General features: G+C 69.8%; 20 protein-coding genes. 4 read left to right on the top strand and 16 right to left on the bottom strand.

Annotated features, from left to right (window positions below; all coding sequences use genetic code 11):
* Window positions 1-166 precede the first annotated feature (166 nt).
* The 8 genes from era to hrcA all read right to left on the bottom strand — a co-directional run bounded on the left by era (window position 167) and on the right by hrcA (window position 7,323).
* Window positions 167-1,105: a GTPase Era gene (era, locus tag R3I40_RS05495; protein WP_183374658.1), complete on the bottom strand. Its 939-nt coding sequence runs from the start codon at window positions 1,103-1,105 to the stop codon at window positions 167-169.
* Window positions 1,102-2,415 (bottom strand): hemolysin family protein, encoded by a 1,314-nt coding sequence (locus R3I40_RS05500; protein ID WP_239374580.1) that lies wholly within the window; start codon window positions 2,413-2,415, stop codon window positions 1,102-1,104. The genes era and R3I40_RS05500 overlap by 4 nt, the downstream gene beginning before the upstream one ends.
* Entirely contained in the window at window positions 2,412-2,903 is a 492-nt protein-coding gene (gene ybeY, locus R3I40_RS05505) for an rRNA maturation RNase YbeY (RefSeq protein ID WP_183374660.1), read from the bottom strand. The genes R3I40_RS05500 and ybeY overlap by 4 nt, the downstream gene beginning before the upstream one ends.
* Entirely contained in the window at window positions 2,900-3,907 is a 1,008-nt protein-coding gene (locus R3I40_RS05510; protein ID WP_285261640.1) for a PhoH family protein, read from the bottom strand. Before R3I40_RS05510 ends, ybeY begins: the two co-directional genes overlap by 4 nt.
* A gap of 2 nt (window positions 3,908-3,909) precedes the next feature.
* Window positions 3,910-4,251: an HIT domain-containing protein gene (locus R3I40_RS05515; protein ID WP_239374589.1), complete on the bottom strand. Its 342-nt coding sequence runs from the start codon at window positions 4,249-4,251 to the stop codon at window positions 3,910-3,912.
* Window positions 4,252-4,324: 73 nt separating this feature from the next.
* A complete protein-coding gene (locus R3I40_RS05520) occupies window positions 4,325-5,089 on the bottom strand; it encodes a 16S rRNA (uracil(1498)-N(3))-methyltransferase (RefSeq protein ID WP_259922836.1) in 765 nt (254 codons plus the stop codon).
* On the bottom strand, window positions 5,086-6,243 hold the full coding sequence (dnaJ, locus tag R3I40_RS05525) for a molecular chaperone DnaJ (protein ID WP_259922833.1): 1,158 nt from the start codon (window positions 6,241-6,243) through the stop codon (window positions 5,086-5,088). The genes R3I40_RS05520 and dnaJ overlap by 4 nt, the downstream gene beginning before the upstream one ends.
* A 63-nt stretch (window positions 6,244-6,306) precedes the next feature.
* Entirely contained in the window at window positions 6,307-7,323 is a 1,017-nt protein-coding gene (gene hrcA / locus R3I40_RS05530) for a heat-inducible transcriptional repressor HrcA (protein ID WP_239374598.1), read from the bottom strand.
* 179 nt (window positions 7,324-7,502) lie between these two features.
* On the opposite strand from hrcA, the gene R3I40_RS05535 reads away from it, so the two are divergent.
* A complete protein-coding gene (locus R3I40_RS05535) occupies window positions 7,503-8,393 on the top strand; it encodes a DUF3097 domain-containing protein (RefSeq protein WP_183374670.1) in 891 nt (296 codons plus the stop codon).
* 18 nt (window positions 8,394-8,411) lie between these two features.
* Window positions 8,412-8,906 carry a hypothetical protein gene (locus tag R3I40_RS05540; protein ID WP_239374600.1) on the top strand — a complete coding sequence of 165 codons (495 nt, stop codon included), beginning with the start codon at window positions 8,412-8,414 and terminating at the stop codon, window positions 8,904-8,906.
* A 51-nt stretch (window positions 8,907-8,957) separates the two neighbouring features.
* Here R3I40_RS05540 and hemW read toward each other — a convergent pair whose 3' ends face one another.
* The 4 genes from hemW to lepA are packed head-to-tail and all read right to left on the bottom strand — an operon-like array spanning window position 8,958 to window position 14,493.
* Window positions 8,958-10,148 (bottom strand): radical SAM family heme chaperone HemW, encoded by a 1,191-nt coding sequence (hemW, locus tag R3I40_RS05545; RefSeq protein WP_239374603.1) that lies wholly within the window; start codon window positions 10,146-10,148, stop codon window positions 8,958-8,960.
* Between the two features lies 1 nt (window position 10,149).
* Window positions 10,150-10,860, bottom strand: coding sequence for an MOSC domain-containing protein (locus tag R3I40_RS05550; protein WP_183374676.1), 711 nt, complete (start codon window positions 10,858-10,860; stop codon window positions 10,150-10,152).
* Window positions 10,857-12,572: a hypothetical protein gene (locus R3I40_RS05555; protein ID WP_285261641.1), complete on the bottom strand. Its 1,716-nt coding sequence runs from the start codon at window positions 12,570-12,572 to the stop codon at window positions 10,857-10,859. The genes R3I40_RS05550 and R3I40_RS05555 overlap by 4 nt, the downstream gene beginning before the upstream one ends.
* A 52-nt stretch (window positions 12,573-12,624) precedes the next feature.
* On the bottom strand, window positions 12,625-14,493 hold the full coding sequence (lepA, locus tag R3I40_RS05560; protein ID WP_183375345.1) for a translation elongation factor 4: 1,869 nt from the start codon (window positions 14,491-14,493) through the stop codon (window positions 12,625-12,627).
* Window positions 14,494-14,668: 175 nt separating this feature from the next.
* On the opposite strand from lepA, the gene R3I40_RS05565 reads away from it, so the two are divergent.
* The gene (locus R3I40_RS05565) at window positions 14,669-15,271 is read left to right on the top strand and encodes a type II toxin-antitoxin system PemK/MazF family toxin (RefSeq protein ID WP_285261642.1); all 603 of its coding nucleotides are present in this window, start codon (window positions 14,669-14,671) and stop codon (window positions 15,269-15,271) included.
* A 251-nt stretch (window positions 15,272-15,522) separates the two neighbouring features.
* A complete protein-coding gene (gene rpsT, locus R3I40_RS05570; RefSeq protein WP_183374682.1) occupies window positions 15,523-15,789 on the top strand; it encodes a 30S ribosomal protein S20 in 267 nt (88 codons plus the stop codon).
* Between the two features lie 58 nt (window positions 15,790-15,847).
* Here the strand turns inward: rpsT and R3I40_RS05575 are convergent, their stop codons facing one another.
* The 4 genes from R3I40_RS05575 to R3I40_RS05590 form a co-directional block, all read right to left on the bottom strand.
* Entirely contained in the window at window positions 15,848-16,024 is a 177-nt protein-coding gene (locus R3I40_RS05575; RefSeq protein ID WP_285261643.1) for a hypothetical protein, read from the bottom strand.
* A gap of 20 nt (window positions 16,025-16,044) precedes the next feature.
* Entirely contained in the window at window positions 16,045-17,031 is a 987-nt protein-coding gene (holA, locus tag R3I40_RS05580) for a DNA polymerase III subunit delta (protein WP_317700131.1), read from the bottom strand.
* Entirely contained in the window at window positions 16,943-19,540 is a 2,598-nt protein-coding gene (locus R3I40_RS05585; protein ID WP_285261645.1) for a ComEC/Rec2 family competence protein, read from the bottom strand. The genes holA and R3I40_RS05585 overlap by 89 nt, the downstream gene beginning before the upstream one ends.
* Before the next feature lie 91 nt (window positions 19,541-19,631).
* Window positions 19,632-20,522, bottom strand: coding sequence for a helix-hairpin-helix domain-containing protein (locus tag R3I40_RS05590; RefSeq protein ID WP_285261646.1), 891 nt, complete (start codon window positions 20,520-20,522; stop codon window positions 19,632-19,634).
* Window positions 20,523-20,571 lie beyond the last annotated feature (49 nt).

Consider the following 20,571-nt stretch of genomic DNA (forward strand, 5'->3'; position numbering starts at 1 on the left):
GTGTGGTCCTCAACGTCGATGTGATCAGTCGCCGGGCATGAGGGGCCTCCGCGACGAGGACCCGGCGTCAGGACTCGTCGCGGCGGATAAGCAGGAGGTCCGCACGGCGGTTGAGAAGCAGCATGGCCCCGAGTCTACGCGCCTGTCTCTGACTGTGAACAGCGTGTCAGAATCCGAGACGGCCGAGCTGCTTGGGGTCCCGCTGCCAGTCCTTGGCGACCTTGACCCGAATGTCCAGGTGCACCGGGCGGCCCATCAGCTTGCGGATCTGCCGGCGAGCGGTCGTCCCGACCTTCTTCAGGTGAGCACCGCCCTTGCCGATCACGATGCCCTTCTGCGAGTCCCGCTCCACGAACAGGGACACGCGCACCACCAGCCGGCCCTCCCCCGGCGCCATCTCTTTGAACGGGTCGCCCTCGGGGTCCTCCTCGACGATCTCCTCCACAACGGCGGCGAGCGAATGCGGCAGTTCGTCGCGGACGTCGGCGAGCGCGGCTTCGCGCACGAGTTCGGCGATGCGGTCCTCGATCGACTCCTCGGTGAGGACGCCGTCGGGGTAGAGGGCGGGGCCCTCCGGCAGGTGGGAGGCGATGACGCGGGTGACCACGTCGATCTGGGTTCCCTCCACCGCGGAGATCGGGACGATCTCGTCGGCGTCGATGAACTGGGAGACCGCCACGAGCTGATCGGCGAGCTGGTCGCGGCTCACCAGGTCCGCCTTCGTCACGATGACCACGATGACGGGCCGGGATCGGTTCGCTCGGATCTCGGCGAGGGCCTGCGCGATGTAGCGGTCGCCGGGGCCGATCTTCTGGTCCGCTGGGATGCAGAACCCGACCACGTCGACATCGGTGAGGGTTTCGTTGACGAGGTCGTTGAGCCGGCGCCCCAGCAGCGTGCGGGGCCGGTGGACTCCGGGGGTGTCCACCAGGATGATCTGGGCGTCCTCGGTGGTGAGGATGCCGCGGATGGCGCGCCGGGTGGTCTGCGGCTTGTCCGAGGTGATCGCGACCTTCTCCCCCACCAGGGCGTTGGTGAGGGTGGACTTGCCGACGTTGGGTCGGCCCACGAGGGCGGCGAAGCCGCTGCGGTGCACGTCGGTCATTCGTTCTCTCCTTCGGTGACGGGGAGCTCCCCGGTGAGGGCGGCCTCGCGGGGGGCGCGGGAGACCACGATGGCGCTGACGCGCTTGCGGCGGCCGCTGATCTTCTCGGCCACCATGTGCAGACCGTGCGCGTCGGCCTCGGAGCCGACGATCGGGACCCTGCCGAGGGCCTTGCCGAGGAGCCCGCCGATGGTGTCGACGTCGTCGTCGTCGATCTCCATGTCGAACAGATCGCCCACCTCGGACAGCTTCTCCCGGGCGGGCACGAGGAACGCGCCGCCGGACATCGGCACGGCGGCCGCTTCATGACGGTCATGCTCATCGGAGATGTCGCCGACGATCTCCTCCAGGATGTCCTCGATCGTGACGATGCCGGAGACGCCGCCGTACTCGTCGGTCACGATCGCGACATGCACGCGGCTGGTGCGCATCTGGTTCATGACCTCGTCCGCGCCGACGAACTCGGGCACGAAGCGCACCTGGCGCATGATGTCGGTGACGGGGCGGTCAGCGCCCGGGTTCCACGGCGAGTGGATAGCCCGCATGACGTCCTTGAAGTACAGCATGCCCAGCAGGTCGTCGACGCTCTCACCGATCACGGGGATGCGGGAGAAGCCGGAGCGGACGAACAGGCGCATCGCCTTCTCGGCGCTGGCGTCGGACTGGATCGTGACCATGTCGGTGCGCGGCACCATCAGCTCGCGGATGAGGGTGTCGCCGAGGTCGAACACGCCGCGGATCATGTCCCGCTCGTCGTCCTGCAGCTCTTCGCCTTCGCTGGCGCGGTCCACCATCTGCCGCAGTTCGTCCGCGGTGGCGAACGGCCCGCCGGCGTACTTCCCGCCGGGTGTGGCGGCGTTCGCGATGTGCACCAGCAGGCGGGACAGCGGACCGAGCACCGTCCGGCAGGTCCGGATCAGCGGGGAGAGGCGGATCAGGACGGCGTCGGGGCTGCGCCGGCCGATGGTGCGGGGCGATGCGGAGGACGCGATGAACGAGATCAGGCCCGCCATCACCATGGCGAGCAGCAGCGGTGTCCAGAGGCCGTCGATCGTTTCGAACAGGATCGCGGTGATGATGACGACGTACGCACTCTCCGCGAGCACTCGCCCGAGCGCAAGGGTGGACAGGGTGGTGTGCGCGTCCTGGTGCAGGTGCAGGACACTCTCGCGCTTCTTCTCCGACTTCTCCTCGAGCGCCCGCTCCAGCGAATGCTTGGATGCGGACATCATGGCGGCCTCACAGGCCGCGATCAGGGTGGCGACCACCACGGCCAGAGCCGCGAGGACGCCGATCAGCACGAGGATCACGCGCGGCCGCCCGTGTCGGTGATGTGGGCACTGCCGCCGCGGGAGGCGAGGAAGGTGAGCAGGAGCTTGCGCTGCAGGGTGAACATGACGCGCTCCTCCTCCGGCTCCACATGGTCGTAGCCGAGAAGGTGGAGGATGCCGTGGGTGGTCAGCAGCAGCATCTCCTCCTCGGGTGAGTGCCCGGCGATGCGGGCCTGCTTCGCGGCGACCGTCGGGCAGATGACGATGTCACCGAGCAGGCCCTCGGGTGCGAGCTGGTCCTCGCTGCCCTCGCGCAGCTCGTCCATCGGGAAGCTCATGACGTCGGTCGGTCCGTCGAGGTCCATCCACCGCTTGTGCAGGTCCTCCATCGCGTCCTCATCCACGAACAGGATGGACAGTTCGGTCGCCGGGTGGAGGAACATCTGCTCGAACACGTACCGGGCGAGGTCGGTGAACTCCCGTTCGTTCAGCCGGTGCGTGGTCTCGTTGTTCACTTCGATGGTCATCGGCGGTCCTTCTTCCCGCTGGCTGAGTCCCACTGAGCGTAGGCGTCGACGATGTCGGAGACGAGGCGGTGGCGCACCACGTCCTTGGCGCTGAGGTGGCAGAACTCGATGTCGTCCACCTTCTTCAGCACCTTCTCCACCATCCGCAGGCCCGACGGGTGCCCGCCCGGCAGGTCCACCTGGGTGATGTCACCGGTGATGACCATGGTGGAGTTGAACCCGAGCCGCGTGAGGAACATCTTCATCTGCTCGGGAGAGGTGTTCTGCGCTTCATCGAGGATGATGAAAGCGTCGTTGAGGGTACGGCCGCGCATGTACGCCAGCGGCGCCACCTCGATCGTGCCGGCGCCCATCAGCTTCGGAATGGACTCCGGGTCGAGCATGTCGTGCAGGGCATCGTACAGGGGCCGCAGGTACGGGTCGATCTTCTCGTTGAGCGACCCGGGCAGGAATCCGAGCCTCTCCCCCGCCTCCACGGCTGGACGGGCCAGGATGATGCGGTTGACCTGCTTCGACAGCAGCGCCCGCACCGCCTTCGCCACCGCCAAGTAGGTCTTGCCGGTGCCGGCGGGTCCGATGCCGAACACGATCGTGTTCTCCTCGATCGCGTTGACGTAGTCGCGCTGCCCGATGGTCTTGGGACGGATGGTGCGGCCGCGGGCGGACAGCACGGTCTGGGAGAGGACCTCCGAGACGTTCTGTTCGCGGCGGCGGTCATCGCCGTACATGTGGGCGGCGCGGTGCACCGCTTCGGAGTTCACGACCTCGCCCTTCGCGGCGACGGCGATCAGGGACCGCATGATCGCGTCCGCTCGTCTGATCGCCTGCTCGGGGCCGCGCACCGTGATGCGGTGGCCGCGCATGGAGACGTCGACATCCGGCAGGATCTTCTCGATCACGTTCAGCGCCTGGTCGTTGGCGCCGAGGACGGCCACGGGGTTGAGGTGGTCGGGGATCGCGATGTCCCAGGACCGGATGTCGGGGTCGGTGTCAGCGGATGACAAGCTCAGAGCTCTCCTTCGCTCATGTCGGTGCCGGCGAGGACGTGACCGTGCACATGGAAGACGGTCTGGCCGGCGGTCTCACCGGTGTTGAAGACGAACCGGAAATCACCGTTCGCCTCCTGCTGCGCGACCGTGCCGGCAGCGGAGGCGACAGCGGCGAGCAGCGCCGGCTCAGCGGACAGCGCCACCACGTTCGGCACGTGCTTGCGCGGCACCACGAGCACGTGCACGGGCGCGGCGGGGTTCAGGTCCTTGAACGCGATGACGTCCTCGTCCTCGTAGACGCGGTCGGAGGGGATGTCGCCGGCGATGATGCGGCAGAACACGCAGTCGTGATCAGTCATGCATCCATCCTACGGGGCGCTCCTGCACCACCGTCCGAGGACGGAGCACCCCACCTGGGACCGCGGCGGGCCCTCACCAGCGGCCGAGAGCGGCGGACAGCACCGCGATCGCGGCCGGCCCGGCGGTGGATGCGCGCAGCACGCTGGTGCCGAGCACGCAGCTGAGGGCACCGGCGGCCTGCAGCTGGTCGAGCTCCTCGCTGCTGATGCCGCCTTCGGGGCCCACCACGATGAGGATGTCGCGGGCATCGGCGAGGGCGTCGGTGATGGTGGTGAGGGGACGCTGTTCGGCTTCGTGCAGAACGATCGCGCGGCACCCGTCGGCCTCCCCCTCACGGATCCGCTCCGCGAGTTCGGCGGTGGTGACCACGCCCTCCACACGCGGGAGAATGGGGCGGCGGGACTGTTTGACGGCGTTGCGCACCGTCGCCTCCCATTTGGCGACGCCCTTGACCTTCTTCGCGCCCTGCCAGCGGACGATGGAGCGGCCCGCCTGCCATGCGAGGACGGCGTCGGCGCCCAGTTCGACGCTGCTCTCCACCGCGCTCTCGTCCCGGCCGCCCTTGGCGAGCGCCTGCACCAGGGTGATCCGGGGGCGCGGCGCCGGGGCATCGGCGGGTTCAGCGGTGAGCTCCGCGGTGAAGCGGGTCTTCGTGGTGGCGGTGACGCGCGCCGCCGCCTGCCGGCCGACGGGGTCGGTCAGCAGCACGTCCTCCCCCGCGCGCAGACGCACCACGGCGGCGCCGTGGCGGCCCTCATCGCCGTCCACCGTGATCGAGTCGCCGGCACGGTGCCCCTCCAGGGCGCCGTCCGGCAGCAGGAAGCTGAGCGCGGTCACAGGTCGCGGAGACGGTCGCGGAGCTTGGAGAACCGGGACTTGCGCCCGGCAGTTCGGGGCTCGTTCGCGGCATTGCGGGGCGCCTCGGCCACGTCCGGTTCGTCGCGGGCATCGGCGAACTGCCGCAGCAGGTCCTGCTGCTCGCGGGACAGCTTCGTGGGGATCTCCACGTCGACATCCAGGTGGATGTCGCCGCGCTTGTCGGAGCGGAACTGGGTGATGCCGAGGCCGTCGAGGGTGATGATCTCACCGGGCTGCGTGCCCGGGCGGATCTGCACCTCCTTGTCGCCGTCGAACGTGGGCAGGGTGATGGTGGTGCCGAGGGCAGCCGCCACCATGGACACGGTGATGCGGGCGATGAGGTTCGTGCCGTCGCGGTGGAAGGTGTCGTGATCCTCGATGGCGATCTCCACGAACAGGTCGCCGGAGGGGCCGGCGGCCTCGCCGACTTCGCCTTCGCCGCGCAGCTGGATGCGGGTGCCGTTCTCCAGGCCCGACGGGATCGTCACCGTGATGGTGCGCTTCTGCTGGACCCGGCCGTGGCCGGAGCACTCCGTGCAGGGGTTCTCGATGACGTCGCCGTGGCCGTGGCACACGGAGCACGGAGCCATCTGCACCATCTGGCCGAGCAGCGACTGGGTGACGCGCTGCACGTGGCCGGTGCCGGAGCAGGTGGAGCAGCGGCTGGGACTGGTCCCGGGTTCGCAGCAGGAGCCGCTGCAGCGGGTGCAGGCCACCGCGGTGCGGAAGTCGACCTCGGCTTCGGAGCCGAACACGATGTCGTCGAGGGAGACCGCCACGCGGCGCAGGATGTCGTTGCCGCGGCGCTGACGCGGGATCGGGCCCTGGGCGCGGCCCTGGCCGCCGGTGAACATGTCGAAGATGTCGGAGAAGTCGAACGAGGCTCCACCGCCGCCGAAGCCACCGAAGCCGCCGAAGCCGCCGGTTCCACCGCCCATGTCGTACATGCGGCGCTTCTCCGGGTTGGACAGCGTCTCGTACGCCTGGGACACCTTCTTCATCTGATCCGCGGCGTCCTCACTGGGATTCACATCCGGGTGGAGCTTGCGCGCCGCCTTGCGGTAGGCGCGCTTGATGTCCTCCGCGGATGCGTCGCGGGAGACGCCGAGCAGTTCGTAGAAGTCCTCGTTCACTGATTCCTGTCCTGTCGATTCTGTGCAGTGTGATGGTCGGGGGCGTCCGGTGCCGGGGCCGGATCAGCGCAGGAAGCGCGAAATGTAGGCGGCGACGGCGGAGACGGACGAAATGCCGGTGACGTAGTCCATGCGGCTGGGGCCGAGGATTGCGATGCGGCTGGGGGCGTCGTTCTGCCCGAGGCCGCTGTAGGCGGTGCCCACGAGCGCCGCCCGGGACAGCGCCTCATTGGAGAGCTCCTCACCGATGAGCACATCCACGTGGCCGGGGCTGGCGCGCATCGCGGACAGCAGCCGCAGCAGCACCAGGTTCTCCTCCAGCACATCCAGCATCGGCTCCACGTCCGCGGCCTGCTGGGCGGCCCGAGCGAGGTTCGCGGTGCCGGCCATGACGACCCTCTCCTCGCGGCGTTCGTCCAGCAGCTCCGTCAGGGAGGCGATGACCTCCCGGGCGGAGTCCTGCTCGCTCGGGTGGAGGGAGGCGATGAGGTCGTCGAAGGAGGAGGGGGTGTCCAGGACGGAGCGGCCGATGCAGACGCGGTTGATGCGTTCGCGCAGCGCCATGTACTCCTCGGCGCTCGCCGGGTGCTCCAGGGTGATGGTCTGCTGGTCCACGCGGCCGGCGTCGGTGATGAGCACGACGGTCAGCAGGGTGTCGGCCACCTTCACCAGTTCCACGTGCCGCACGTGCGCCTGCCGGATCGCGGGGTACTGCACCACAGCGACCTGCTGGGTGAGCTGGGCGAGGAGGCGGACCGTGCGGGTGAGGAGGTCGTCGAGGTCGTGGGCGCCGTCGAAGAACGCGCGGATGGCGCGCTTCTCCGGGGCGGACAGCGGCTTCACCTGCGCCACGTGGTCCACGAACACGCGGTAGCCCTTGTCGGTGGGGATGCGGCCCGCAGACGTGTGCGGCTGCGTGATGAGGCCCTCATCCTCCAGCACGGACATGTCGTTGCGGACGGTGGCGGCGGAGACGCCGAGCTCGTGCCGTTCGAGGAGGGACTTGGAACCGACGGGTTCGCGGGTGGCGACGAAGTCCTCGACGATGGCGCCGAGGATGTGCAGTTTGCGGTCGTCCACTGCGTCCCTCCTGGTCTGGTCCTGCCTGCGATCCGTTTAGCACTGTGCGTGCGCGAGTGCCAGCCTATCGGGCAGGGCCGCGCCTCCCCAAGGCCCCCTGCTCCCCTGTGAGCGAACAGGCCCGGGCGCGGGGCGCGCCGCACTGAGGGGTCGGCCCGGTGCTTTGCTACGGTCACCGCATGACCTTCGACCGCTACGGATCCGACATCCTCGCCGGCACCGCACAGCCGCACCGGCCGCGTCGCCCCGCCTCCGCCCCTGTGCCCGCCGAGCGCGGCCTCGTGGTCGAGGACGCCTCCACCGGCTGGGTGGGTGCGATCACGCGCGTGGAGAAGACCGCCGGCGCTCATGTGGTCGAGCTGGAGGACCGGCACGGCCGGCTGCGCTCCTTCACCCTCGGCCCCGGGTTCCTCATCGACGGTCGGCCCGTCACGCTGACGCCGCCCCAGCGCCGCGCCCAGACCCCGTCGGCCCCCGGCGGCTCCGGGCAGCGTCTGCGCAGCGCCTCCGGCTCCGTGTACGTGAAGGGCGCGAAGGCGCGGGTGGCGCGCGGGTCCCGCATCTGGGTGGAGGGCCGGCATGACGCCGAGCTGGTGCAGAAGGTGTGGGGGCATGACCTGCGGATCGAGGGTGTGGTCGTGGAGATGCTGGACGGCGCCGACAACCTCGCCGAGCGGGTGCGGGCGTTCGGCCCGGGTCCCGGGCAGAAGCTCGGGATCCTGGTGGACCACCTCGTCGCCGGGTCGAAGGAGACGCGGATCGCCGAGGAGGTGATGCGCCTGCCCGGTGCGCGGGAGCACGTGCTGATCCTCGGCCACCCGTACGTGGACGTCTGGCAGGCGGTGAAGCCGGAGCGGGTGGGCCTGCGCGAATGGCCGCATGTTCCCAAGGGCACGGACATCAAGCAGGGGTCGCTGGCGGCTCTCGGCTGGCCGCATGCCACGAAGGAGGACGTGGGGCTCGGCTGGCAGCGGATCCTGCAGCAGGTGCGGTCCTACGCGGATGTGGAGCCGACTCTGAGCGGCCGGATCGAAGAACTGATCGATTGGGTGACCGCAGAAGGCGACTGACCGCTTAGCATGGTCAGTATGCACAGATCTCACACGGGGCTGATCACTGCCCTGGGCATCCTCACCACCGTCGTCTTCGCCGCCCTCGGCGCCTGGGACATCCTCGCGCTCAACCCGACCCGGATCGTCCCGGGCATGCCCCTGGATCAGATCTACTCCCGGATCAATGCGGAGCCCGCGGCGGGCAGCATGACCATCAACGTCACGTTCGTGGGGGCGTTCGTGGCGATCTCTGTGCTCGCCACGATCATCTGGTCGCTGACGGCCGCGAAGCGCAACCACCCGCCGATGCTGCGAGTCATCGGGTTCCTCGCGGTCATCGCCGCGAGCGGCGCCCTGTTCCTCATCGCATCCCTGCCGATGATCGGGGACCTGTCCATCGCATTCCTCGCGACCGCGGCCGGGCTGTCCACTCTCGGCATCACGCTGCTGGTCATCGCCGGGGTGTGCCTGCTCGCAGCCGGCATCACCTTCGCGGTCCTCGGCCGCGGGTTCATCTCCATCTGGCACTGAACCGGACGGTCTCCGCGCCACATCGCCGCCGCGCTGCGGGGGCCGACGGGGTCAGGAGACGATGTCGCGGACGACTCCGTCGGCCAGCAGGCGGCCCTCGTCGGTGACGCGCAGAACGCCCGCCTCCCGCGCGGCCGCATCGAGCGTGCCGAGCCGGATGTGCTTGTCGATCTGTTCACGGGCGTGGTCCGTGCCGAGCAGGTCGAGGGAGTCCATGGCGAGGCCGTCAGCGAGGCGCAGCTCCAGCATCAGCCGCTCCACCTCCCGGTCCTCCCGGCCGACGGTCTCCGACCCCTGCACCGGCAGTGAGGCGTCGGCGAGCATCGCCGCGTAGCGGGAGGGATGCTTGACGTTCCAGGAGCGCAGGCCGTTGCGGTGGCGGTGGGCGCCGGGGCCGATCCCCCACCAGTCGGCGCCGCGCCAATAGGCGATGTTGTGCTCGCAGCGGGTGTCGCGGGAGCGGGAGAAGTTCGACACTTCGTACCAGGAGAACCCGTCGGCCTCCAGGCGGTCCGCAATCAGTTCGTAGGCGTCCGCCATGAAGTCCGGGTCCGGGGTCTCGAGCTCCCCGCGGCGCAGCTGCCGCGCCATCTTCGTGTTCCCCTCCACGATCAGCGAATACGCGCTGACATGGTCGGGGCTCATCGCGGTGATCGCGTCAACCGTGGCGGCGACGTCCTCGATCCGCTCCCCCGGCGTCCCGTAGATCATGTCGAGGGACACCTGCAGACCCGCGTCGCGCGCCCACTGGACCGCCTGCGGCACTCGTTCCGGGTCGTGTGTGCGGTCCAGGGTGCGCAGAACGCTCGGCACCGCGGACTGCATCCCGAACGACATGCGGGTGACGCCGGCGTCGGCGAGACGGGCGATGGAGGCGCGGCTCACCGAGTCCGGGTTCGCCTCCGTGGTCACCTCCGCCCCGTCCGCGAGTGGGATCAGGGAGGTGAGGTGCTCCAGCATGCGCGCCTGGTCATCCGCCGGCAGGAGGGTGGGGGTGCCGCCGCCGAAGAACACGGTGGAGATCGCCTCGTAGTCGTAGCCGGCGGCGCGGTCGTCCGCGAGGACGAGGTCCATTTCGCGGCAGGCGTTGTCGGGGTACTCCCGCTGGGAGCCGCCCCCGCCGAGTTCAGTGGCGGTGTAGGTGTTGAAGTCGCAGTAGCCGCAGCGCACGGCGCAGAACGGAATGTGAATGTAGACGGACAGGCCGGCGGCCGCCGATGGCGGCGTGGGGCGGGTGCTCACGTCAGATCCCCCGGCCGTCGGAGCTGAGCCGGGCGGGATGGAAGTGCTCGAGGCCAGCCTTGGCGAGCGTCCGCTGCGCGGACTTCACAAGCGAGCTGTACAGGACAGTGGCGCTCTCCTCGGACCAGTCGAGCAGGGCCGAGGCCTGGTCTGCGGTGAGGCCGCGGAAGGCGTCGCGGAGCGTGACGCCGTGGTCCGGCCTGCTGATCACCTCGATGTCCTGCCGCGCCAGTATCTCGCCCTCCTCGATGACGCGGAAGTAGGCGCCCGGCATGCCGTGGTCGGTGAAGCGGCGGCCGAAGCGCGGATCGCCCGTCCGCTCGGCGAGCGTGGCGCACGGGGTGCGCACGCAGCTGGCCTCGAGCACGGTCGTGCCGATGCGCCAGCGCTCCCCGATCACGGCGCCGTCGGTGTCGATGCCGGTGGTGACGAGGTTCTCGCCGAAGAAGCCGTCGGGGAACTCTCTGCCGAGGCTCTCCGCGAGCGCTTCGCGCTGCTCTCGCGCGTAGGCGTAGACGGCTTTGAACGTGCCGCCGTGGTGCTGGCGGTCGCCCTGAACGTCGCCCCAGATCCCCTGGGAGAGGACCTCAACGGGGCCTTCAACGGGCTCCTTGGCGATGCCGCTGATCAGACGGCCGCGTGTGGTGACGGCGAAGAGCTCGCGCGGCAGGCACACGGCAGCGAGGGTTCCGGCAATTGGGGTCGCGGTCATCGCTCTCCCGGGGTGGTGTCGGGCAGGGACAGGGTGCGCGGGGCTGAGCTCGAGGTGCTGCCGCCGAGGTCGAGGGCTGCGAACGGGTCATCGTGCGGGACGTCCCCGTCGGCGATCCAGGCGGGGATGGTGGACCGGGCCACGGTCTCGGTGAGGTCCTTCAGCTCCGTCACGTGGGGGGCGTCGTGCGCGTCGTAGACGAGCGCCGTGGTCTCCCCCGTGCTGAGGCGGTGGATGATGTGTCCCGCGCCGGGGCCGCGCTCCTTCGGGTCCTGCGATGCTGTGCCAGTGTGCTGCAGGGAGCGCTCGATGATCGCCTGGAAGGCGTCGGCACCGCCGGTCACGAGCTCCTCCGGGATGCTGGGCTCGCCGCGGCGGGTGGTCCAGCGCAGAACCGTCCCGTTCGTTGAGACGCCGAGGAGGTGCAGGAACAGCCAGTCCTCGCTCGAACGCAGCGGCTTCTTCCGCACCTGCCAGTGCACATGGAGCATGAGGGCGTGCGGTGCCTTCTGGGCGGCGGGTGCGAGGGCGCGGCGCAGCTGCTCCTGCTCCTCGACGGGCAACGGCAGCGGATTCGCCGAGCCCGGTCCGATCATGGAGACGCAGTCATAGAAGTCCGGCAGCGGGTCGACGGCTGCGAGGGCGGGAAGGACCTGCTTGAGGTATTCGAGATTCGGAATGCCACGGCCGTGCCGCAGGCCCCAGCCGGCTTCACCACTGTACAGCCTGATGGTGAGCTCATCGGCCCCGGGCTCCAGGCCGAAGAACACGCCGTAGACCCGTGTGCCGTGGTGATCGGCGAGCCCCTCCTCGAGGTGGGACTCCTTGAGGGAATCTGTCATGGCGCGGAGCACGTTCCGGTGCACGCCCTTGCGCAGAATCTGATCCATCTCCGGGGACAGCTGGACGCGTCGACCGTCCGCCGCATAGACCGTCACGTCCTTCGTCGTGCTGGTGCTGCCGCGGTTGAGCTCCACGAAGCAGACCGCGCCCGCACCGGCGAGCGGCACGGTGCAGCGCGCCATCGCCTCGGACAGCGCGCTGATCACCCGTGCGCGGATCTCGGGCGGCAGCAGGTCCGGCACCGGTCGCCCGGCCGACGGGGCGGGCCTCGGGATCGCCCGGAGGTTGCGGCGGTGCTCGGTCTCCTGCTGCTGAACGCGCTCGAACATCAGATGGTGGCGGAACCCGTAGGCGTCGTCCACCCAGTTCGCCTGCGTGCGCACGAGCCGGCCGTCATCCAGCAGCGTGAGGGCATCGCAGCTCTCACTGCCGGAGGCGCCTTCACGGATCGGCGTGCGCGCCCCGTCGGCCTCGGCGAGGGGGATGAGGAACTGTCGCGACGTCCCGTCGGCACCGCGGGTGGTGAGCAGCCGGGATTCGTACGGCTCGGGCACCTTCGCGGGCCCCGTGCCCTCCTCGTCGATCCACGGGACCTCGGAGGCGTCGGAGACCTCCCGGGCGCGGATCTCACCGTTCTCCTCGGTGATGAGCATCGCAAGGCCCTGAGCGCGGCGGAAGCGCTTTGCGGGAACCTCCTCGAGCGGAGGGATCAGCCACGTCGACCGGCGGGAGCGGAACGTCTCGCTGTCCTCGATCTCGAAGCGGTTGCACTCCTTGTCCTCCACAAGACCGCGCAGCTCCCAGATCCCGATCAGCTCATCGGGGGCCGGTGGGCCGGCGGCTTCGGGGAACGTGGGCTGCTCGGGCATCGGATCGCCTAGTGGTGAGTGGCCGACGTTCTGTCGTGTCCGCCCCGCGGGGTCACTTGCGCTTGCCATCGCTGTTCGTGCTGCTGCCATCATTGGAGAGCGCCGCGATGAACGCCTCCTGCGGAACCTCGACGTTGCCGATGTTCTTCATGCGCTTCTTGCCCTCCTTCTGCTTCTCCAGCAGTTTGCGCTTACGGGAGATGTCGCCGCCGTAGCACTTGGACAGGACGTCCTTGCGGATCGCGCGGATGTTCTCACGCGCGATGATGCGGGACCCGATCGCAGCCTGGATCGGCACCTCGAACTGCTGGCGAGGGATCAGCTCCTTCAGCTTCCCGGCCATCTCCACGCCGTAGTGATACGCCTTGTCTCGGTGCACGATCGCACTGAACGCATCGACCGGGTCGCCCTGCAGCAGCATGTCGACTTTGACGAGGTCGGAGGCCTGGTCACCGCGGACATCGTAGTCGAGGGAGGCGTACCCCTTGGTGCGGGACTTCAACTGGTCGAAGAAGTCGAACACAATCTCCGCCAGCGGCAGCGAATAGCGCAGCTCCACGCGGTCCTCGGAAAGGTAGTCCATGCCCTGCATCTGGCCCCGCTTCGACTGGCACAGCTCCATCGTGGCGCCCACGAACTCCGACGGCACCAGAATGGTGGAGACCGCGACCGGCTCACGGATCTCGTTGACCTTGCCTTCGGGGAAGTCCGACGGGTTCAGCACGCGCACCTCGGTGCCGTCCTCCATGCGGACGTCGTAGATCACCGACGGGGCGGTCGAGATCAGGTCGAGGTTGAACTCCCGCTCGAGGCGCTCACGGACGATCTCCAGATGCAGCAGGCCGAGGAAGCCCACGCGGAAGCCGAAGCCGAGCGCGGTCGAGGTCTCCGGTTCGTAGTTCAGGGCGGCATCGTTGAGCTTGAGCTTCTCCAGGGCGTCGCGCAGGTTCGGGTAGTCGGAGCCGTCGATCGGGAACAGGCCGGAGAACACCATCGGCTTCGGCTCCTCATAGCCGGCCAGCGGTTCTTCTGCGCCGTGGTGCAGCGTGGTGACGGTGTCACCGACCTTGGACTGGCGGACGTCCTTCACCCCCGTGATCAGGTAGCCCACTTCACCCACACCGAGGCCCTCCGACGGGTTCGGCTCCGGTGAGATGGTGCCGATCTCCTGCAGTTCATGACTGGCAAGGGTGGACATCATCTGGATGCGCTCACGCGGGGTGAGACGACCGTCCTTGATGCGGACGTAGGTGACCACGCCGCGGTACGTGTCGTACACGGAGTCGAAGATCATTGCGCGGCAGGGAGCGTCCGGGTCGCCCTCCGGGGCGGGGATGGTGCGGACCACGTGGTCCAGCAGCTCCTCCACGCCGAGACCGGTCTTGCCGGAGACACGCAGCACCTCGCTCGGGTCGACGCCGACCAGCTGGCCGATCTCCGCCGCGTACTTGTCGGGATCGGCGGCGGGCAGGTCGATCTTGTTGAGCACGGGGATGATCGTCAGGTCGTTCTCCATCGCCAGGTACAGGTTGGCGAGGGTCTGCGCTTCGATGCCCTGAGCGGCGTCCACCAGCAGGATGGCGCCCTCGCAGGCGGCGAGGGAGCGGGAGACCTCGTAGGTGAAGTCCACGTGGCCGGGGGTGTCGATCATGTTGAGGGCGTACGCCTCACCGTCCACCGACCAGGGCATGCGCACGGCCTGGCTCTTCACGGTGATGCCGCGTTCGCGCTCGATGTCCATGCGGTCCAGGTACTGGGCGCGCATGAGGCGGTCCTCAACCACACCGGTGAGGCCGAGCATGCGGTCGGCGAGGGTGGACTTTCCGTGGTCGATGTGCGCGATGATGCAGAAGTTGCGGATCCGGTCCACCTGCGTGTGGGCCGGTCTGATCTTCGCCTGTTCCTGCGGGGACACGTCCATCGCCACGAACTGATTCCTCTCGTCGAATACCTGGTGCACCGGGCGCTCACGGCCCGCGTCGGATGCGCGGGGGCGCCCTGGGGGTGCAGTCGCGCACCATCGTCTCACGAGTGCACCGGCCCCAGCATCATCTGAGCGCTCCGTCTCACCAGGCGCCGCTGCTAGCGTTCCAGTCATGTCACTGTTCTCATCGCTGCTGCGCGCAGCCCGCAATCCGATGGTGCAGCGCACCGCGTTCTCCCTGGGACGCCGCGGCATCCGCGAACTCCAGCGCCGCCGAGGCTCGGCCGCACCTGCCCCGGCCCATTCGGGGGCTCCCGCGGCGGAGCGGACCGGCCGCGCCCAGGCCGAGCAGCAGACGCTCGGCACGCCACTGCCTGACCGCGACGGCTCCCGCCCGATGCGCCTGACCTATGCACCCCGGGCCGATGGCTCCCCCGACCCGGGTGAGGTGGTGTGGGGGTGGGTCCCGTTCGAGGAGGACCCAACGCAGGGCAAGGACCGCCCCGTCCTGGTGCTGGAGGTCGACGGCGATGTCCTCACCTGCCTGATGCTCACCTCGCAGGACCGCGGCGCCGGCGACCATGTGGACGAGCACGGCAACCGATGGGTGGACATCGGCTCCGGCCAGTGGGATGCGAAGGGTCGGCCGTCCGAGGTGCGGGTGGACCGATTGATCCAGCTGCGCACCAGCACGGTGCGCCGAGAGGGCGGCCGCGTGGGCGAGGCCGTGTTCACCCGGGTGAGCAAAGCCATACGTGATCAGTACGGTTGGTGAGGGGAGGGCGGTTCCCTGCGCGACGGCTCGCTGGTAAGGTCGGTCGAGTATGTGTGAACATACCGATCCGCTGTCGGCGGCGGGCCGCCCATCCGTGTCCGGGAGGCCTTTTCGCTGAACGGGGATCGTGTTATCCGCTTCGGTAGTGCGGCGCGGACGTCTCCAGGCGAATCCCCACCGCCCGTCCCCGTCCGAACCGCACCCTCCGCTGAAGCGGCGCTTCACCTTATAGACAACAGAGAAGGCTCCACGTGGCAAACATCAAGTCCCAGATCAAGCGCAACCGCACCAACGAGAAGGCTCGCGCGCGCAACCGCGCCGTCAAGAGCGAGCTGAAGACCTACACGCGCAAGGTGCGCGCTGCGGTCGCCAATGGTGACGCCGACGCAGCTGCTGCCGCACTGCGCGACGCTTCGCGCAAGCTGGACAAGGCAGCGTCCAAGGGCGTCATCCACAAGAACCAGAGCGCGAACCGCAAGTCCGGTCTCGCTGCGCTGGTCGCATCGCTCAAGAAGTGATCATCGCCTGACACAGGCTGGAAAAGCGGCCGCATCCCGAGGGGGTGCGGCCGCTTCGTCATGCCCTCAGCGGCGCGGCGATGCTCGCTGCACTGTGCGCGGCGGCGTTCGGGGCGGAGAACGTGGTGCGCAGCAGGTCCGGGCCCTTGAGGACCGCGCCGATCAGAACCAGCAGGATGAACAGGGCCGCCCACACGATCACGAAGATCTGCCAAGCGGTGAATCGGTGCTTCATGAGTCTCCTTCAGTGAGAGGTCAGCGGATGCGGCGGGCGCGGCAGATGCTGATGACCATGCGCTGCACGGTCCAGTGGGGGTCGCGTTCGTTGCCCTTCACACCGTGGTCGGCGGAGGCGACGGCCTGGATCGCGGCGGCGAGTCCGCGGTCGGTCCATTGGCGGGCCTCCCGGGCCTGATTGCGGAACAGCCAATCGGGCATGCCGACGGACTGCGCAGTGGCACCCGGCGCCGCCGCCCTGGCCACATCCCGCAGTTTGCGGGCGAAGCTCGCGACGAGCGGCACGGGATCCACACCGGCGAGCTCCGCGTGGCGCAGCAGGGCGAGGGCTTCGCGCTCCTTGCCGCCGATCGCGGCATCGGCCACGGCGAACGCGGTGGTCTCCACCCGCCCGGCGGTGAGCGCCTCGACGTCGCGCAGGGTGATCGGGCCTGCCTCCTCCCCCGGTTCCGGCTGCGTATCGGACAGCAGCTGCTGACAGGTGGCGGCGAGCTCTGCGAGGTCGGAGCCGAAGGCGTCGACGAGGGCGTGGACGGCGTCGGTGGCGATGCGCCGGCGGGCACGGGAGAACTCGGAGAGTGTGAACGCGTGCTTGTCGTTCAGCTTCTTGATCGGGTCGGCCTTCACCCAGGGAGCACCGGACTTCCTGATGGTGTCCAGGAGCTTCTTGCCGCGCTGCTCCCCGCCGTGGCGCAGCACGAGGGTGACGCCGTCCTCGGGCTGCTGCACGTAGTCGATGAGCGCGTCGAGCAGCTGGTCGTTGGCGCGGCCGAGGTTGTCGATGAGGACGAAGCGGGCGTCGCCGAACAGGGACGGTGCGGTGACCTGCCGCAGTTCACCGGGCGTGGTGTCGCCGGCCTGCAGGTTGTGGATTTCGACCTCGGGGTCCTTCTCCCGGACGAGTGTGCGGAGGCGGTCAGCGGCCCGCTGCAGCAGCAGCGGTTCTCTGCCTGTCAGCAGCACCACCGGGGCGGGTGCGACGCTGTGCCATTCCACCTGGGCCATGGAACCTCCCTGTTGACCGGACCGAGTCTAGATCAGAGCGCTGGGGGTGCACACGCCACGCGCCGCCGCCGTCGCTGCTGATGAGTGTGAGGCCGTGCAGGTCACTGCGCACGATGGTCGCGCCGCGATCGCTGATCAGCCTCAGCGCATCCGGGTGGGGGTGGCCGAACGTGTTGTCCTCCCCCACTCCGATCACCGCCAGCGACGGTGCGAGCTGACGGTACAGGGCGTCGTCCTGGCGGCGGGACCCGTGATGCGCCACCTTCACGACGTCGGCATGCCCTGCGCCGAGCTCCGCCAGGGCGGCCTGGGCCGCCGGTTCGAGATCGCCGAGGGCGACGAGCCGGGCCCCGTCGGCCCACGTGAGGGCGACGGTGACGGAACAGTCGTTGGCCTCCGCCTGCTCGCCGGAGGAGCTCTCGCGGGCGGCGACGCTGGTGATGGTGTCGGCATCCGTCGGCCAGAGGACGTCCAGGCGGCCCTGCCCGAGCGTCAGGGCGTCGCCCCGCACCGCGGTGCGGACGTTCGTGGTGGCGGGCAGATGCGGGGGTGTGGAGGTGTCCAGAGGACACACCCAGGCCGCCGACGGAGACCGCTCCCCCGTCAGCGCAGGCAGGCCGCCGGTGTGATCGGCGTGGGGGTGGGTGAGGACCACCAGGTCGATGCGGTCCACACCGAGCGCATCGAGGCAGCCGGTGAGCGCCTGCGGGTCGGGCCCGGTGTCGATCAGCACCACGGGTGCCGACGGATCCGGCGCCATTCGAGTCAGCAGGGCGTCGCCCTGACCGACGTCGCACAGCGCCATCGTCCACGCCGGTGGCGCGAACCGAATGCTCGCAGATCGCACGATGCCGGGCCCGGCGGCGATGAGGACGAGGCAGGCGGCGAGCGCCCACGCGGCGGGCCGGTGCCGCTGCCACGTCAGGGCGAGCACCCCGGTGAGCACCACCGCGGCGAGGAGGGCGCCGCGCGCCCCGTCGGGTACGGGGATCTGCGCGCCGGGCAGGATTCGGCTCCACTCGGCGATCTGAATGACGGCTTCGGCTCCCCAGCCGGCGACCTGCAGCATCGGAGCCGCGACGCCGGGGCTCACCAGAGCGACCGTGAGAGCGAGGAACCCGACGACGGTGGTGGGGGCGACGACGATCTCCGCGGCCATGTTCGCGGGCACCGCCCAGAGGGACACTTCGGGGCGCAGGAGGATCAGCACCGGTGTGCACGCCGCCTGCGCAACGAGCGGCACAGCGACGGCCAGCGCGATGATCTCCGGCACCCGGCCAGCGGTCAGTTCACGGATCACGGCGGCGGTGGGCCGCGCGAGGGTGAGGATCGCGCCGGTGGCTGCGGCGGACAGGATGAAGCCGACAGACGCCGCGAGGGGCGGCCACAGCGCGCTGTAGGTGATGACGGTCAGACAGAGGGCGTTGAGGGCGCTGGTGCGGAGGCCGATGAACCGCGCGACCAGCAGCGGCAGCACCATCGCGAATGCCCTCAGCAGACTCGGTTCGGGACCGACGATCAGCAGGTATCCCACCGCGGACGCGATGGACATCAGCACTCGGATCCGGCGCCGCACTCCGAGCAGCAGCAGCGGGATCGCCGCGCAGGCGCACGCGAGGGCGATGTTCGCGCCCGATGCCGCCACCAGATGGGTGAGCCCGGAGATCTTCATCGCCTCATCCAGCTCCTCGCTCATGCCGGTGGTGTCGCCGATGGCCATGCCGCGCACCAGGGCGGCGCGATCAGCGGGCAGAACGGACGTGGCGGCCTGCAGATGCTGGTGGAGCCGTCCGCGCAGCTGAGCCGGTCGCCACGGGCCCGTCAGGTCGAGGCCGTGGGCGGGGCGGATCTCGGCGGCGTCGATGAACACGGTGGTGCCGCGCCGGTCGATGCGGCCGCGCACCTGCACCTGGTCCCCTGGCTGCAGCCGTGCGTCCCCGCGGGTTGAGGAGTCGAGCGCGACGATCACGCGAGTGTGGTCCGGCAGCTCGACCCGGTCGCGGCCGAGGCGTGCTGACCGCTCAACGGGGTCCGCATGCGCGGTGACGCGGTCTCCGGCAGTGCTGAGCTCGGTTTCCCCGCCCTGGTCGGTGCGCTTCTGCGCCCGGATGGGAGCCGGTGGGGTGCGGATGCGCAGGTCGATCGTCATCATCAGGTCGGGGGCCGACGGGTCCGTGCGGGCCTCGACAGCACGGTCCAGCGGCACGAGCTGTTGCTCCTGCGCGTCGGTGCGCAGCAGCTGCACCGGCCCCGTGATGCACAGGACCACCGCAGTCACGACAGCGGTCGCTGTGAGGTGGGTCCGTGCCGGGGATGGCGGGTCGACGCGGTCGTCCTCGAGACGGCGGTGCCGCCGAGTGATGATCGCGGTCCCCAGCGCCACCAGCAGGCCCCCGGCGAGGACGGCGCGGCCGCTCTCCAGACCGGACAGCACACCGGTGATCGCCGCCGCCCACAGGATGACGGCGGCCGGGACGAGCCGGCTGCGGACCCGGCGATCCGGCGGCATCGGCGCGGCCGGATCGCCGCCCAGCGAGCCTCGGGCGGGGCCCTCACCAGAGGCGGTGTCGCCGGCTCTGAGGGTGCGTCGCCCAGGTCGGTCAGACTGTCGCGGAGTCACGCAGCTTCTCCAGCGTGGCCGGGCCGATTCCGCTCACCTCGGTGAGGGAGTCGACGCTGGGGAACGGGCCGTTCGCGTCCCGGAACTCGATGATGCGCTGGGCGATGGACGGCCCCACTCCGGGCAGTTCCTGCAGCTCCTGAGCGGTGGCGGTGTTGATGTTGATGCGCCCGTCGGCTCCCCCACCGGGCCCGCCGGTGCTGGTGCCGCGCGCTTCGGCGGGCCCGCCCCCGCTGCCCGGGCTGCTGGAGCCGGTGGTGCCGGTGCTGTCGGGTGAGCCGATGGTGCCGGCGCTGTACCCGGGCGGCGGTTCCTCCCCGTGGGCGAGGACATGGATGTGCTCACCGTCCTGGAGAGGGCGGGCGAGGTTGAGGGAGGTGGTGTCGGCGTCGCCGGTGAGGCCGCCGGCGGCGCGCACAGCATCGTGCACGCGCGCGCCCGCCGGAACCCGGACCACGCCCTGGTTCGGCACCTGCCCGGTGACGTAGACGTACATGACCCCGGCGGCCGGTTCCGGTCCCTCTGCCGGGGCCGCAGGATCGCCAGGGCCGGGAGTCGAAGCGGGGGCGGGCTGCGGGCGCTCCGCTCCCCCACCGGTCCCGCCACCATCGCTGGCGGCAGTTCCCGGATCGGTGCGGGCGGCGGCAGCGGGCGGCACCACCGTGCCGGAATCGCTCCCGGCCGTCACCAGCCGGGCCGCCAGCACCACGACGGCGATGACGGTTGCGAACACGAGCACGCGGGTGAGGGTGACGGCGCTCCGGACGCGTTCGGTGAAGGTGGGGCGTGCCCACTTCTCCAGATCGTCCCAGCTGCTGGCCTGTGTGTGCGGGGCCGCTCGGCGGCCCTTCCGCGAATCCCTCTGACTCATGCGCCCACGCTAGGAAGCATCGTCCCCAGCCTCCGCCCGGAGACGGGGA

The sequence above is a fragment of the Helcobacillus massiliensis genome (genome assembly GCF_033106145.1).
Classification (GTDB): domain Bacteria; phylum Actinomycetota; class Actinomycetes; order Actinomycetales; family Dermabacteraceae; genus Helcobacillus; species Helcobacillus massiliensis.